We start from the raw sequence: 15530 nt of genomic DNA on the forward strand, positions 1-15530 counted from the left end.
AGCCAGTAGTACAGAAGATTTTTACTCCTCGCTGAAATTTGCTGCTGTTCTCTGGCGTCAGCCGGACGAGTTGTGTATCATCAGATCTAGGTCTAGATGGATGCACAGCTATTTTTGGAATAAAACGCCCTTGAGCCAAGACCGGAAAGGAATGCCTAAATGTTCAACCTCGCGCAGCTATATCACCCGATCACGGCCAACCCGGCGAGGGTCTCGGAATACCCGCCTGCCACAGCACTTAAGCCGTATATCCACTGCTTCTGGGGTCCAGAATCTCCGCAAGGAGATAAGCTTTCAATACTGCCAGCAGGCAATGAGATCATCATCCCGGACACCTGCATGGATATCATCTGGGATCTGGATGAGGCCACTGGGCGCAGCAGCACGCTTTTTCATGGTATCAATGACTCGCCTTTTCAAGTACCTTTAGGGGGGGAGAAGACAGTTCGCTCCAGATTTGCAATCCGGTTTTATTTTTGGGGTGTGCACTATTTTGCTGATCACCACCTTCGGGATGCATTGAACGCCCATGTGGATGTGGAGGCTTATTTTAGCACCTTTCGACGTGAACTTGGCGAATTGTTGATGCGTGAACGTGGGATGCGAGAGCGAATTGCGGCAGCCGAAGACTATTTACTGCGAAGGCTGGAGCATACGCAAAGAACGAATGATGGTGTGATGAATGCGGTATATACGATCCTTCAGTCCAAAGGTTTAGTCACGGCGAAAGAACTGTCGAGCGGTTTAGGACTGAGCCAGCGCCAGTTGGAGAGGCTGTTCCGCGAATATATCGGTATTTCCCCCAAGAAAACTGCTGATCTGGTTCGCTTTCAGAATACGTGGCAAGAGTTGTATCAATTATCCCGGGGCAAAGGAAACATTCAGGATCTTGTGTATGCATACCGGTTCAGCGATCAATCCCATTTCAATAACAGTTTTAAAAAATATGCCGGAAGAACGCCGCTTGAGGCATTGGCCGCCGCCAGGCGTTAATGTCGTTTTTTTGCAATACGCTGGTGGACAAAACGGTTAAATTATAGAAGAGCGGCAACGGACGCGAATGACATCAACGAACAATGAGAGGGGACATATTATGATTTCTTCATTCGAGGGCATTAATTTGTACACTAAGGATACGACGGCTATGGCCGAATTTTACAGTAAGGTACTGGGTGTTCCGATCCCTTTCGAGGGCTATGGTAATTTCAGCGGCGCCAAGATCGCATTTGATGGAGGTCAGCCCGGGATTATTATCTGGGACGCAACCAAGTGGGCCAATCTCACGACAGGGGTAGTCAACCTTGTATTCTCTTGCAGCAATCTCGACGAGACTTATGCGGAGCTTAAGGCCAGAGGGCTCGACTGTGAGCCTCCAGTTACAATGGAATACGGCGGGAAAGAGATGAACTTCTGTGATCCGGATGGCAACCCCATTACTCTGCTTGAGGGTGCATATTAGTACTTTTTTGCGTGCACGAACATACATCAGTCATTGATAGAGACAGTATCATATCGGTGAAAATAAAGATGTCGGCTATTGTACAGTCAGAGCAATCTGGCTGTACAATAGCCGGCTTTTATTGCTTTCAGTAGAAGGATTATGGCATCATTATCTTTAGATATTGACATTGATAATCATTATCAAATAGAATAAGTAAGAAATCTTTATTAGGATGTTTGATGAAACAGGAATAATACAGATATAAAGTTTGAGTAGGGAGGAACAGGTTCATGGCAAAAGTATTAGTAGCGTATGCCAGTCTTACTGGAAATACGGAAGAGATTGCTGAACTGATCGTAGAAGGAATAAACCAGGCAGGCGGAGAGGCTGTATTGAAATCGGTCACCGACTGTAACGCGGATGAGATAAAAGAATATGAGGGTGTATTGCTGGGGGCCTACACATGGGGCGACGGTGAGCTGCCGGATGAATTCCTTGATTTCTATGAAGAAATGGATGAGCTGAACCTGGCTGGTTTCAAGGCAGCGGCCTTTGGGAGCGGCGATACCGGGTATGAGATTTACTGCGGCGCTGTAGACACCATTGAGCAGAAGCTGAAAGAGCTGGGCGCAGAGATCGTGCAGGAGAGTCTGAAGATCGAATACGGGCCAAGTTCTGCCGAGAAGGATGCCTGCCGGCAGTTCGGACGCCAATTTATCGAAGCCTGCGCGGCGGTTTCATAGGGATGGGCCGGCTGGCAGGCAGTATGGCAGCAGGCATAGGCAGCGGACCAGTGACACAGTACAGCCGTCTGCATGACTACCGGATGGAGCATATTATGCTGGGTGGATCGGTAAAAGAGGGCAAGGGCGCTCTGGCGACGGGGCTTCCTCGCTGGCGGCAGCAGGTTCAATATGCAGTTGGGCATACGCTGAACGATTTCTACAGTCTTCGGCCTGAGGTACGCAGGGAGACCCCAATACAGTTTCTACTGGAGCGCCGCTGGCCGCCCAAGGGTGAGGCGTTTCCATCACTGCTGCATTATTGGGACGTCAAGACGACCATCTCCGATGAACTGACGCGGATTGTCTCTGTCAATCATCTGCAGGAAATCCCCTTGATGCTCTATGAGCAGTGGTTCGTTCCTGTCCCTGAATTAGAAGTCGACTTGTCGATGATCTTTCAGCTGGCCTGGAATTCCGGGACGTCGGGACGCAGCCTCAGTATACAGAAATTCATGGTCAACGGGAATGATGACGTGATCACAGGATTTCTACATATGGCCAACGTGTTCTGCAACCAAGCTTACGGTCAGCCGTTCGAGACGGTGGAAATCTATTCACTGCTGGATGGACGCAAGCACTCTTTCGATGGCGGGGCAATTTCCTATGCAGAATCCCTGGATTATGTGCGGTTGTTGTCGGTGTTTCTGGATCATACTGAGCTGGCAGACCGCGCCGTTTGCTCCAGCAACCGTAGGAACGACAAGAATGAGGATGTCTACGGACGGTTCGGATTGATGTAACAGAGCGTAGGTTTATGTTTTAATCATAAATCAAAGAACACCCTTTCTACCCGGTTCTAAGGCCAGGTTGGAAAGGGTGTTCTGCTTACATTCTATTCTTTAGCAGACGATATCAGCACAGGTTTACCCGATAAACCGATAATAGTCCTGCTTGTTCAAAATCACAAAACCGCAGCTTTCATACAGCTTCAGCGCATTGGGATTATCCAGCGCAACCTCTAGATTGATACCATTGTAATTACGCTGTTCGCGCTCAATCGTCTGCAGCAAGGCACTGCGTCCGATCCCGAGACCCCGCAGGGTCTTATCCACAGTAAAGCCATAAATCCAGGTCTCATTATTTTCTGTGTTCAGGCGCATCTTGCCAACTGGCCGCCCGTCAAGCTCAAGCATAATATGCTCTTCCGCGTCATCATGCTTGTTCAATTCGGCGGCTTCTTCCAGCGTCAAGCCGAAGCCATCGGCATCCAGTTGGTTGAGCAGGGAAGTCTCATCCGCACGTGCTGGACGCAGATTCACAGAGGTTCTCGCTGAACTGTCACCACCGCCATAGCGCTTGGCGGCTTCACCGTCCCATTTCATCTGGTATTCGGCATGACTAAAGGTAAGCGGCAGTGTAGCAAGAAAGGCTAACCCTGAGGTAGAGGCCCCAGGTGTATTCAGCAGAATCTTCTGGAGTCCTTTGGATTTGATGATATCCAGTGCCTGATTCCATAACTTGGTGAAAATCCCCCGCCGACGGTAGCCTGGACGGACCATGCCGCAGACCTCTACCTCGCTGCCGAAAGCATACAGCCCTATAAATCCGACGAGCAGCCCGTCCTCGTAGCTTACAAGCCATTCCGCGCCGCCGGGAGCAGAGCCTAAACGCAATGATTCCCAGTTCAGCTTCAGCGAAATGCCATCATGCTGCTCGCATTTTTGTTGCAGTTCTTCAATATCTTTCAATGTGTTGTTAGTAGTCAAACCCGTTCCCTCCAAGTGTGACGGTATCCCGCCCGATTATAGTTGTCCTTGGGAAACGGGGACCGGCCTTCAGGAAGACCGGCTTCCGTCTCCGCTCAGTACATCCTGATACTCAGGATGCTTCTTGAATTGATGCGCAGCATAGGAGCATTCCGGTACTATTTTCAAATTCTCCTCACGCGCTTTGTCCACGACAGCCTTAACGAGATTCTCTCCGGCACCTTGGCCGCGCAGCTCCTCGGAGACAAACGTATGGTCAATGACCAGATCTCCAGTGGTTTCATCTGCTTTATATGTAATCTCGGCAAGGTCTTTGTCGTCACCGGCAACAAAAAAACGACCTTCTCCATGTTGAATTTTCATCTTATTAATCATCCCCCAACAACTTGATGGCTACATATTACCACTTCTACTTTCAAAAAGCGATAGAAGAGCGCACGCAAAACCGAATGCTTGCGCGTTCGACGGGATATACAATAAGATAAAAGCACTAATCTGGCACTGAACAGAAGTTGCACAAGGAGGAACGCCCATGAATTACGAGGTTGAGGTTCAATTTGAACCTGTCTATGAATTGCTGAACAGCGTACATACGTTTATATGCAGGAAGTCCTACAAGAAGATTGATCTGGGCCAGGCTTGGGCGGCGGAAACGCGGAATATGCTGAGCAAGGAACTGCTGAACCTTCTGGACGAGACGGAACTGAATAATGATTGGAAGACGCTAAATCTGCTCATTTACCAGTGTCCCTGTAAGGATAGCGTGGAAAGTGTTCTGAACTGGATCGAAGGGTTGACGGTCGGAGAAATGTACGAGACCCTTTCGGAATATGTCACGGTGTTTCCCCTCCAGATGGAGGCGTTTCGCGGTAAAATGCTCTTTTTACTGAGAGAGTGGAATGCACAGTATTTCAGCCGGCAGAAGTCAGAGGTTATAGAGCGACTACAAAGTCATGCAGATCAGAAGCAGGAAGAACTGAAGATGTCGACCCCGGAGGATTTTATCAATCAGACAACGAACGGCTTTTATTTTAACCCCATTGACGGCCTTCAGAAGCTCGTGTTGATCCCGCAGTTTCATTTCCAACCAGCTAACATCATCTACCACTATGGCAAAATAACGATCTGTCATTATTCCGCACGGATTTCTCTGGCCGAGGAGGAAGAACTGTCCCCATTCATGTACCGGGCCATCCGCAGTTTGGGGGAGAAGAGTCGTCTACGGATTCTGCAATCCGTTAGTGGACAACGCAAAACTTTTACCGAAATCGTCAAGGATGCCGGTATTTCCAAGGGAATTGTCCATGATCATATTTTTAATCTGCGCTGCGCAGGTCTGCTGTACGCTTATATTGACGGAGAGAACGTGACAACTTATAGCCTGCGTCTGGACGGGCTGCACAAGATGAACGAGCAATTGCTGGAATATTTAAAATAATATCTTTTTCTATGCACAAGAGGGCGCCATGAGGCGCTCTTTTTGCTTTATCTGGAAGATGTTTAAATATTTAAATTCTTTATAAACAGAAAAAATATTAAGTTCTCTATTTACAGAACTCGTTTTCCTTTCTATAATGTGAACTATCGGTCTTTAATCATACTTAGTAGGTAGGAATAATAGTTATTGCCGAAAACCACAGAAAAAAACAGGAGATGAGTCCATGAAACAACGATTGATGCTGATCACTTCACTATTGCTTGCCGGTTCACTGCTGCTGTCCGCTTGCGGAGGCAACAATGCCAATACGGCCGGAAACGATGGTGCTAAAGGGAATACGGGAACAACGAATACAGGTACGAATCAGACAGCAAGCTCGAATACCCCGGGGGCAAATGTGGTGCCTGCTGGTGCGCTGAGCGAACCGTTCACGGCCACCGATTTGTCCAAGCTTCCGGCTACCGCGCAGAAGCGCAATGATACGATTATTGTTGGCTTGACCGATCCGAGCGGGGCGTTCACCCCTTATTTTCAGCAAAGCGGATATGACGGGAACGTCTCTTCCTTGCTCTATGCCTCACTTGTAACGGTGGATGATAAAGGTGTGCCTACACCGGAGCTGGCGGAGAGCTGGGATGTCTCAGAGGATGGACTTACATACACTTTTCACCTTCGTAATGATCTGAAGTTCAGCGATGGCTCGCCATTGACCGCGGATGATGTGGCCTTTACCTGGACGATTCAATATGACAAAGCTTATGATGGCGGCTCCCAGTTGCCAACGCTGAATGTGAAGGGCGGCAAAGCTTACAAGGAAGGTACGGCCCAAAGCATCGAAGGCATTAAGATCATTGATCCACAGACGATCTCAGCTACACTTGAAACACCCAACGCGACAGCGCTGGTAACCTTGGGCTCGAACGTACTGTCGAAAGCCTACTATGGCAAGGACTACAAGTTCGGTCATCTGGAATATATCAAGAAGTTGCATGAGCATCCGCTCGGCGACGGTCCTTACAAGCTGGAGAAGTTCATTCCGGGGCAGGAAGTCCGCTTTGTCGCCAACGAGAATTATTTTAAAGGAAAACCTAAAACTGAACATTTTATCTACAAAACTACCGAAGGCGATGTTTGGCAGTTCCTGGAGACCGGGGAAGTGGACTACGCCGCGTTCAGTGCAACAGAAGAGAATATCGAGAAGCTGAAGGCTCTGGGATTTGTTAACATCATTCCTTATACTCCAAGCACCTATGGTTATATGCAAGTCAATTTGAAGCATGAGCAGTTAAAAGATAAGCTGGTGCGTCAGGCAATTGTCTACGGTCTGGACCGGCAAAGCATCTATGTTGATGCAGCTCAGGGCGCAGGCTCTATCGCCAATATTCCGGCTTCGCCGATCTCTTGGGCTTATACGGAAGAAGGCATCAATCCTTACAAATATGATCCGGAAAAAGCAAAACAGCTGCTTGATGAAGCAGGCTGGAAAGCAGGCGCGAATGGCATTCGCGAGAAAGATGGCAAGCCACTGTCGATCCATTACCTGGGCTCGAAGAGCAAGAACACGGATATTTTTATCGCTGTAGCCAAAGAGAACTTTGCAGCCATCGGCATTGATTTCCAGCCGGAGGTCTTCGCAGACTTTAACTCGCTGGTGTCCAAGGTGGAGGGCGGGGATTATGATCTCGTCACCTTCTCCACGCCGATGCTGACCGATCCGTCAGAAGCCTTCATGCAATTCTTCAATGGAGAAGTCACGGATTACGATAATCCGAAATTCACGGAACTGTACAACAAAGCGCTAGCGACCACGGATATTGAACAGCGTAAGGCGGTTTACAAAGAGCTGTACCAGCTTGTTAATGACGAGCTGCCGATTATTTTCACCAACTACAAGAAGACAGTGTATGCCTATAACGGCCGCATCGGTAATCTCACCGTCAGTCCGTACATCGGGCTGGCCGGCAGTTTGCCGGAATGGACCCTGAAATAAAACAGCAAACGTCCCCTGCTTGCACCATTTCGGGCAGGGGACATTTGATAAGGAGCCTGTCATGAGCACTTATTTAACTAAACGATTACTGTACATGATCATTATTCTATTCGGAGCTTCGCTGCTGATCTTCTGTCTGTATGCCTCGACACCCGGGGATTTCATCACCGGTAACATTAAATTGACCGCGGAACGCAAAGCCGAGCTGCGAGAAATCTATGGTCTTAACAAGCCAGTGTTAGAACGCTATGGACTCTGGATGAAGAACGCGCTGCACGGTGACTTCGGCTACTCGCTGGCTCAGCAGAAGCCGGTGCTGCAGCTGTTTAATGATTACATCTGGAATTCATTTTTGCTGGCCGCAGTATCCACGTTTCTGACCTGGTTGATTGCGGTCATTATCGGCGTAATCTCAGCCTACAAGCAGTATTCCTGGTTCGATACGCTGGTGATGGTGGCGATCTTTGCGGCGATGTCACTGCCGTCCTTCTTTATTGGCCTCTTCCTGATCAAGATTCTGGCTGTCGACCTGAAATGGCTGCCGCCGGGCGGAATCATAACGACAGGCAGCAACGCCACCGGGTGGGAATACATCAAGGAAGTCGTGACGCATATGGCGCTGCCGGTTATCGTCATGACGCTGCTGGGTCTCGGCTCGCTGACCCGCTATTTCCGCAGCAATATGGTTGATGTGCTGAAGCAGGATTATATCCGCACAGCCCGGGCCAAAGGCCTGAAGGAACGCAAGGTGCTGTTCACGCATGCACTTCGCAATGCGCTGCTCCCAGCCATTACACTGGTCGGCTTCGAGCTTCCGGCACTGTTCGGCGGGTCGCTAATTATCGAGAAGATTTTCAATTGGCCTGGTATTGGCCAGCTGTACATGCAGTCCTTCGGGCTAAGGGATTATCCTCTGCTGATGGGCTTTACGATGTTTATTGCAATATTAACCGTAATTGGAACGCTGCTATCGGATTTGCTCTATCGCATTGCCGATCCGCGCGTCCGGTTGCAGTAAGGAGGGGACTACATTGGCTGTTAACAGTAGTTTAGCTCCGGTACGCCGGGCAGGGGCAGCAAGCGGGAAATCCTCTTTATTCAGGCAGTCTATGCGGAGGCTTCTCCATAATAAGCTGGCGATCTCCGGATTTGTGGTTGTCCTGTTCATGTTCGCGCTGTGTTTTGCGGGCCCGCTATTCTCCCCTTATACAGACAATAAGATCAATATGGCGATGATGAACAAGGCACCCAGTCTGAAGCACTGGCTCGGGACTGATGCCCTGGGAAGAGATATTCTGACCCGTGTCATGCAGGCCGGGCGCATCTCTCTTACAGTTGGGCTGGCCTCTATGGTCTTGTCCGTCTTTATTGGCGCCCTTCTGGGGGCGATAGCTGGGTATTATCGCGGAGTCGCTGATCAGATTATCATGCGTGTCGCCGATCTGTTACTGACCGTTCCCAGTCTGCCGTTACTATTCATCTTCGGCGCGTTGTTGTCGGAGTGGAAAATTCCGACGGATTATCGCATGTATATCGTCATGCTGATGCTCAGCATCGTGAACTGGCCGGGCATGGCCCGGATGGTCAGAGGTCAGATGCTGAGCTTGCGTGAGCGTGAGTTCATGCAGGCAGCCGTTGTGCTGGGCCTCCGTGACCGGCGCAAGCTGTTCAATCATCTGCTGCCGAATATCATTCCGCTGCTGATTGTTATGGCCACGCTCAATATCGGCGGGGCGATACTTAGCGAATCGGTGCTCAGCTTCTTTGGCCTGGGCGTTATGCCGCCTACGCCAACCTGGGGCAACATGATAGATGCCGCGAACAACATGATTGATTTTCAACAGCGTCCATGGCTGTGGATTCCGCCGGGACTCTCGATTTTTGCCACAGTAATTGCCATTAACATATTCGGAGACGGTCTCAGAGATGTGCTGGACCCGAAACAGAAGAGGTAGGTGACCAGCATCATGAATAACGTAATACGCATAGACGGTCTCAGCACGCACTTCTTCACAGAAGATGGGGAGGTTAAAGCCGTCGATGGCGTTAGTTTCCGGGTACGAGAAGGAGAGACAGTCTGTGTTGTCGGTGAGTCCGGCTGCGGGAAAAGCGTGACTGCGATGTCCATTATGGGACTTGTCGAGTCACCAGGCGGCAGAGTCACCAGCGGTAGCATTGAGTTTCAGGGTGAAGACCTGCTGCAACTGGATAAGCATACACTACGCAGTCTGCGTGGTCATGAGCTTGCGATGATCTTTCAGGAGCCGATGTCTTCACTCAATCCGGTGATCAAGATCGGGGAACAAATCATGGAACCACTGCGGGTTCATCTGAAGTTGAATAAGAAACAGGCGCGCGCTAGAGCTATCGAGCTGATTAGCCAGGTTGGTATTTCCCGGCCCGAACAGATTGCGGATAGCTATCCGCATGAACTAAGCGGGGGTATGCTGCAACGGATAATGATCGCCATTGCAATTTCCTGTGGTCCGAAGCTGCTCATCGCCGACGAGCCGACCACAGCGTTGGACGTGACGATTCAAGCACAGATTTTGGACATGCTGCGACAGTTCAAAGCCGACTCAGGCATGTCCATTCTGTTGATTACGCATGACCTTGGCGTGGTAGCGGAGATGGCCGACTATGTGATCGTGATGTACGCTGGCAAGATCGTAGAAGAGGGTGAGGTCGTGGAATTGTTCAGCAATCCCAAGCATCCGTACACTCGGGGATTGCTCAAATCCAAGCCGGTGATCAACCAGCGGCAGGAAGAACTGTACTCTATTCCGGGACAGGTGCCGAATCCGCTGGAGCTTGCACCCTCTTGTTATTTTCATGATCGCTGTGAACACTGTATGCCAGTATGTCGCAGCAAGCAGCCTGTACTGCAAGACGTTGGCAATGGACAAAAGGTGTCTTGCTGGCTCTATGAGGAGGCGTTAGTCCATGCCTGAGGCACTGCTGGAAGTCAATCATTTAAAGAAGTATTTTCCGATTACGAAAGGTCTGCTTAACCGCACAGTGGGTCAGGTGAAGGCTGTGGATGACATAAGCATCCGGCTGCAGCCAGGGGAGACCTTCGGATTGGTCGGAGAGTCTGGTAGCGGCAAAAGCACGGTTGGCCGCACCATTCTCCGCCTGACGGAGAAGACGGCTGGCGAGGTCAAGTTCAAGGGGATAGATATCCACGCCCTGCCGCCTGAAGAGCTGCGCGGGCTGCGGCCCAAGATGCAGCTGATCTTCCAGGACCCGTACAGTTCACTGAATCCGCGGGTACGGGTAGGGGATGCCATCGGCGAGGCGCTGCTGGATCATGGTTTATGCTCCGCCAGCGATGTACGTGATTTGGTGCTGGAAGCACTGGAATCCTGCGGATTATCATCGTACCATATCGACCGTTTCCCGCATGAATTTTCTGGTGGGCAGCGGCAGCGGATCGGCATTGCGCGGGCGCTGATACTGAATCCTGAGCTGATCATAGCTGACGAGCCGGTCTCTGCACTGGATGTATCCATTCAGGCTCAGATCATTAACTTGTTCAGCAAGCTGCAGCAGAGTCGGGGATTGACGTATTTGTTCATCTCCCATGACCTTAGTGTCGTGGAGCATTTATGCTCGACTATCGGCGTAATGTACCTTGGCTCCATGGTCGAGACGGCATCCCGGGACGAACTGTTCCGTCATCCGCTGCATCCCTATACCAAGGCGCTGCTGTCAGCGGTGCCGATCCCGATTCCGAAGCTGAAGCGGGAACGAATTGTGCTGAAGGGCGATATTCCGAGCCCGGCGAACCCGCCGTCCGGCTGTAAATTCCATACGCGCTGCCCCTTCGCGGAAGAGGTCTGCCGCTCGCAGGTTCCCGTCTTCAGGGATGCCGGAGGCGGACATTTTGTAGCGTGTCATCTGGTTTAGGACTATCATAAAAATAGTTCCAATAAAAGGTACAAAAATGTAGTAGTTTCATCTTCCCTGTGAAAAAAATGATACAATGGGTTTCATTACCTATGACAGGGGATGGAGAGACATGACGGTGACGCTTGCAAAGGCTGTGGAGTCAGATGCGGAGGCTCTTCACAACATTCAAATTCAAGCTTTTCTGCCTTCGTTGGAAAAATACGAGGATATGGATACCAGTCCTGCCAATGAAGGCATTGAAAAGACGATCGGCAGAATTACAAGTCCTCAGGGCGGATTTTATAAAATAGTGCTTGATGACGTGCTTGTTGGAGGCATTCGTGCGACTTGGAAGGAAGAAAAGACCCGGATGTGGCTGGGGCCATTTTTTATTCTTCCTGCATACCAGGGAAAGGGAATAGCCCAAAGAGTGCTTAATTTGATCATGGAGATGTTCCCGCAGGCCGCTGTTTGGGAGCTAGCAACGATTGCTGAGGAAGAACGCAACTGTTGGCTGTATGAAAAAATGGGCTTCGCAAAGACGGGGGAGTACACGCAGCTAAATGATAAAGCAACGTTGGTCTTTTACCGGCGGATAGGGTAATCGCTCAGTGAGTAACCCGTTTATTCGGGGCTTTACTCGAAGCTAGGGAGAAGCCGAATGATATTATTTTGGATATTTTTATCATTTATGACTTTTTTGACTTGTATCATCCGCAGTGCTATACTGGTTCCCATACAGGCAAATATGGTTAATAAGAGACTGATTAGACATACATATCTAATCGGTCTTTTTTTAAATCCCTACTCAGGAGGAATTGTAATGAATACAACAGTACGTTTGACCGAAAGATCCGGCAAGGCCGCTTCCCAGCGGCGTAAAGGCTTTGTACCGGTCGTTGTCTACGGTGCAGGTTCAGATACTCACTCCTTTTCTGCGGATGCAAAAACGATCAACGAAATTCTAAGCAAAAATCCGCGAGCAATCCTGAAGCTGGAACTACCAGGTGCGGGCGCCAAAAATGCCGTGATTCAAGAAGCACAACGTCAGCCACTATCGCGCAGTTTGCTGCATGTGGATTTTCAACAAATTGATATGAAGGCAGAACTGGATACCAAGGTTGCTTTTCATTTTACAGGAGACCCGGCTGGTGTGAAGAACGGGGGCGTGCAGCAGATAGAGCTGTATGAACTGGATATTCGCACACTGCCAGATAAATTGACTGCAACATTCGATGTGGACATCAGCGGCCTGGAGATCGGGGATCAGCTGTTAGTCTCTGACCTGCCGAAGCATGAGGGCTGGGAAGTGCTGACACCGGAAGATACACTAATCATCCGGATCGCACCGCCGGTAGCTGCCGAGGCGCCAGCCGCCGAAGAAGCGGGTGAAACGGCTGCAGACGCTACTGCTGAGGTCAAAGCCGAGGAATAGGACAGGCACTGAGCGCGTGTCTTAAGTGGATTTGAATTACAAGAGCAGGCAAAATCCTTCCGGGAATTGTCTGCTCTTTTTTGTCACTATGCATAGTACGCTTTATGGATGATTATAAAAAATGAAAGGCTTCATAATCGTGAAGGCTATTATGCGCTTGTTCACAGTACATCTCTACTACCTGTAGCACTTGGTGCTAAAAGTCTGGATATACTTGTTCATATCACTCCTGAACGACTCTGTATAGCTCTGCTCCGTATATTCTCCAATCACCTCACGCCAGAATAAGATCGCGGCTTCATTGGAGGACATCTGGGCCACTTTCCAGTTAGCCTTGAAGGAATCAAAGGCCAGTTGTGCTGCTGCTCTTCCCAGCCCCTGTCTCCTGAACTTTCGGAGAATCATAAAATCATAAATAACATGAGTAGGATCAGGATCTATATCCTGATTCTCGAATAACACAACCAGAAATCCGGCAATATGGTTCCCGGAGGTAATGAAGTATGGATTCCAGCGGGAATCTCGCCAATAATGCTCCAGGGAGATGTCATACAGACCACTTTCATTGATCTCCTCCCCAGTGAATGAACTGAAGTCATGATGATATAACTGATAGAGGTTATTCAGTACGTTTTGTTTATCTTCTGGTACAGGGAGTAACTGAACCACTCTCATTCCTCCGATAGAAGTCTGTGACTAATTAGACCTGTCTCTAAAAGGGCCGTCCAAACATCCGGTAAGATCCTCGAAGTGGTGCATAACCTAGGCGCCGATTGATCTTCAGGATCGGTGCGTTAGTGGAATCGTTGTCTGTGCGGATATAATCTGCACGGACTTCTCTCGCAAGGTGAACGGCTTTGAGCTTAAGTCCCAGCCCAACTTTGCGGCCGCGATAGGCGCGGCTCACCCCGGTATATTCGTGATACATGCCATTGGTCTGCTTTTTGTGCAGTACATTGGATACACCAATGTATTTGTCGCTATCGACAGCAATAATCACCTGTTCCGGTGCATAGCCGTCAACCATCAAATTCCATTTGCGCCATTCCTCAATAACGGGAAAATCACCGGTATATCCCGGAATATCAAACGCAGTTTCCTTATAAAGCTCATAAAGCTTCTGCTTGGAGACTTCGCCGGGTTCTTCCGCGAGTGTGGTGAAACGCAGACCCGATTGTTCCAGCGATAAAATGACGCTTTCCTCGTCAAGGTGTTCCCAGTCAACCTTCGCGATGTCCAGCACGGATTGAAAAATATGCCGCTCCTGCTCAAAGCCCCGATGTGCAGCAAAGCTAAGAGAATCCGGTTTATCGTCCCAGACCTGGGCGACAAGGGTGGAGGCTCCAATCTGGCGGCCCCACTCAAGGGCATGATCCAACAGCTTTTGCCCGATTCCCTGCCGACGGTGCTGTTCGGCTACGACCATCAGATTCACCAGTTGGCCCGCCTCCGTCCAGGGCGCACGCCAGCAATAGACATACCCCAGAATTTCATTCCTGTCATTCACCGCAACATGGCGGGTTCGGTCATAGCCTGCAAGCAGCCCATTTTCATCTTTATAGGTATCACCAACCTCGTAGAGTTTAGCATCATCTTCCGCAAGCTGCTGGGCAGTGGTTGGCTCCGCCCACTCCGTATTAAGCAATTTGGCCAGTCCGGTATAATCTTCCGGCAATTGTAAAGGCCGCAGTGTAATCGACATTGTGTTGCCCCTTTCGTTCCTTCTCGCTTTTGTTGTTTTCAATTGTTCATTTTAAATAGATCTGCGATTTCTTCTCTTATTATGGCAGGTCCAAAAGAAGGAATATATGGAAAAAACCGATATAACAAACTCTACCCCTCCCGCAATCTATACATTGAACTTAAGATACTAACCTAAGGATCGGCGTCGTTCTGGTGAAGCTTGGACTTTCGGTCGCTGTTGTCTCCAGATTTCTTTTGTTTAACCACTTGTAACGGTTGAAATCCGGAGACAAAGGGAGTACTCCTTAAGGTATCCATAAAATCAGCCTCTGGGCGGAGGCTTCTCCGTACTGTTCTGGTATAGAATCAGGATGGAAAAAGGCAGGGAACGTGAGTAGTTCAAACATTCACTGGGGGAACGAACGAGTCTTAAGTAAGGAACTTGAGTTCGACCTCTATAGATTTTAGATTTACAACGTAACAGTGTTATGTTACGATGATCGCGAGGAGTGATCAAGATGGAAGAAGATCTGATATCCAAGAAGGATTTGCTGGATTTAACCGGCATATCATACGGCCAGCTCTACCGCTGGAAGCGGAAGCAGCTGATTCCTGAGGAATGGTTTATCCGCAAATCAACCTTTACTGGGCAAGAAACCTTTTTTCCCAGAAAGATGATTCTGGCCCGTATCGATAACATCGTAAGCATGAAAGACGACCTCTCGTTGGATGAGTTGGCAGACAAATTATCTTCACCCCCGCCGATCAGCAAGGCAGCTGTGTCCGCAAAAGAATTACTGGAACGTAACATCGTTTCGAGTTTGGTGCTGGATCGGTTTGGCAAGCAGCCGAAAGCGGAGGGGAATTACACATTTGATGAAGTGATGTATCTGTTCACTGTTGATAGCCTGCTCAGTAGAGGAGAGATGAGCCTTGAAGAAGGTGACTTACTCTTCCGTACCTTGTTGGAGAATTCTTCGAGATTGGAAGGGAAGGCATGGGAGCTGTTTTTTGTCCGCAAAATGGGCGTGACGTCTTTCCTTCTGTCAATTGCACCTGCTGAGCTGATCTTTGATGAAGGAGTACGGCTTGTCAACAGGATCACTGTAGCGAATCTAATGGAGCAGTTAAGAGGAAAGCTTAATTAATGGAGGGAATGAG

At 49.4% G+C, this 15530-nt stretch carries 17 protein-coding genes; 13 read left to right on the forward strand and 4 right to left on the reverse strand.

Features of this window, described 5'->3' with window-relative positions; genetic code table 11:
- Nucleotides 1–159: 159 nt before the first annotated feature.
- From AC3Y23_RS04475 to AC3Y23_RS04490, 4 genes are all read left to right on the forward strand, one after another.
- A complete protein-coding gene (locus AC3Y23_RS04475) occupies nt 160–993 on the forward strand; it encodes a helix-turn-helix domain-containing protein (protein ID WP_379196097.1) in 834 nt (277 codons plus the stop codon).
- A gap of 100 nt (nt 994–1093) precedes the next feature.
- Entirely contained in the window at nt 1094–1459 is a 366-nt protein-coding gene (locus AC3Y23_RS04480; protein ID WP_379196099.1) for a VOC family protein, read from the forward strand.
- 272 nt (nt 1460–1731) lie between these two features.
- The gene (locus tag AC3Y23_RS04485; protein WP_379196101.1) at nt 1732–2184 is read left to right on the forward strand and encodes a flavodoxin; all 453 of its coding nucleotides are present in this window, start codon (nt 1732–1734) and stop codon (nt 2182–2184) included.
- 2 nt (nt 2185–2186) lie between these two features.
- Nucleotides 2187–2966, forward strand: a complete 780-nt coding sequence (locus AC3Y23_RS04490; protein WP_379196103.1) for a hypothetical protein — start codon at nt 2187–2189, stop codon at nt 2964–2966.
- Nucleotides 2967–3089: 123 nt separating this feature from the next.
- Here AC3Y23_RS04490 and AC3Y23_RS04495 read toward each other — a convergent pair whose 3' ends face one another.
- Nucleotides 3090–3932 (reverse strand): GNAT family N-acetyltransferase, encoded by an 843-nt coding sequence (locus AC3Y23_RS04495; protein WP_379196105.1) that lies wholly within the window; start codon nt 3930–3932, stop codon nt 3090–3092.
- 69 nt (nt 3933–4001) lie between these two features.
- Nucleotides 4002–4295: a GNAT family N-acetyltransferase gene (locus tag AC3Y23_RS04500; protein ID WP_379196107.1), complete on the reverse strand. Its 294-nt coding sequence runs from the start codon at nt 4293–4295 to the stop codon at nt 4002–4004.
- Between the two features lie 169 nt (nt 4296–4464).
- Here AC3Y23_RS04500 and AC3Y23_RS04505 point away from each other — a divergent pair, with 169 nt between their 5' ends.
- From AC3Y23_RS04505 to AC3Y23_RS04540, 8 genes are all read left to right on the forward strand, one after another.
- The gene (locus AC3Y23_RS04505) at nt 4465–5370 is read left to right on the forward strand and encodes an ArsR/SmtB family transcription factor (RefSeq protein WP_379196110.1); all 906 of its coding nucleotides are present in this window, start codon (nt 4465–4467) and stop codon (nt 5368–5370) included.
- Between the two features lie 223 nt (nt 5371–5593).
- Nucleotides 5594–7360 (forward strand): ABC transporter substrate-binding protein, encoded by a 1767-nt coding sequence (locus AC3Y23_RS04510; RefSeq protein WP_379196112.1) that lies wholly within the window; start codon nt 5594–5596, stop codon nt 7358–7360.
- A gap of 61 nt (nt 7361–7421) precedes the next feature.
- Nucleotides 7422–8378, forward strand: a complete 957-nt coding sequence (locus AC3Y23_RS04515) for an ABC transporter permease (RefSeq protein ID WP_379196114.1) — start codon at nt 7422–7424, stop codon at nt 8376–8378.
- 13 nt (nt 8379–8391) lie between these two features.
- A complete protein-coding gene (gene opp4C, locus AC3Y23_RS04520; protein ID WP_379196116.1) occupies nt 8392–9315 on the forward strand; it encodes an oligopeptide ABC transporter permease in 924 nt (307 codons plus the stop codon).
- Between the two features lie 12 nt (nt 9316–9327).
- Nucleotides 9328–10311: an ABC transporter ATP-binding protein gene (locus AC3Y23_RS04525; RefSeq protein WP_379196118.1), complete on the forward strand. Its 984-nt coding sequence runs from the start codon at nt 9328–9330 to the stop codon at nt 10309–10311.
- On the forward strand, nt 10304–11269 hold the full coding sequence (locus tag AC3Y23_RS04530) for an ABC transporter ATP-binding protein (protein WP_379196121.1): 966 nt from the start codon (nt 10304–10306) through the stop codon (nt 11267–11269). Before AC3Y23_RS04525 ends, AC3Y23_RS04530 begins: the two co-directional genes overlap by 8 nt.
- 112 nt (nt 11270–11381) lie before the next feature.
- A complete protein-coding gene (locus AC3Y23_RS04535; RefSeq protein WP_379196123.1) occupies nt 11382–11855 on the forward strand; it encodes a GNAT family N-acetyltransferase in 474 nt (157 codons plus the stop codon).
- A 219-nt stretch (nt 11856–12074) separates the two neighbouring features.
- Nucleotides 12075–12686 (forward strand): 50S ribosomal protein L25, encoded by a 612-nt coding sequence (locus AC3Y23_RS04540; RefSeq protein ID WP_379196126.1) that lies wholly within the window; start codon nt 12075–12077, stop codon nt 12684–12686.
- A gap of 177 nt (nt 12687–12863) precedes the next feature.
- Here AC3Y23_RS04540 and AC3Y23_RS04545 read toward each other — a convergent pair whose 3' ends face one another.
- Both AC3Y23_RS04545 and AC3Y23_RS04550 read right to left on the reverse strand, forming a co-directional pair.
- Nucleotides 12864–13361, reverse strand: coding sequence for a GNAT family N-acetyltransferase (locus tag AC3Y23_RS04545; protein WP_379196128.1), 498 nt, complete (start codon nt 13359–13361; stop codon nt 12864–12866).
- A gap of 37 nt (nt 13362–13398) precedes the next feature.
- Nucleotides 13399–14388, reverse strand: coding sequence for a GNAT family N-acetyltransferase (locus AC3Y23_RS04550; RefSeq protein ID WP_379196130.1), 990 nt, complete (start codon nt 14386–14388; stop codon nt 13399–13401).
- Nucleotides 14389–14887: 499 nt separating this feature from the next.
- On the opposite strand from AC3Y23_RS04550, the gene AC3Y23_RS04555 reads away from it, so the two are divergent.
- On the forward strand, nt 14888–15517 hold the full coding sequence (locus AC3Y23_RS04555; protein ID WP_379196132.1) for a YhbD family protein: 630 nt from the start codon (nt 14888–14890) through the stop codon (nt 15515–15517).
- The last annotated feature ends 13 nt before the right edge of the window (nt 15518–15530 follow it).

This window comes from Paenibacillus sp. MAHUQ-45 (genome assembly GCF_058133325.1).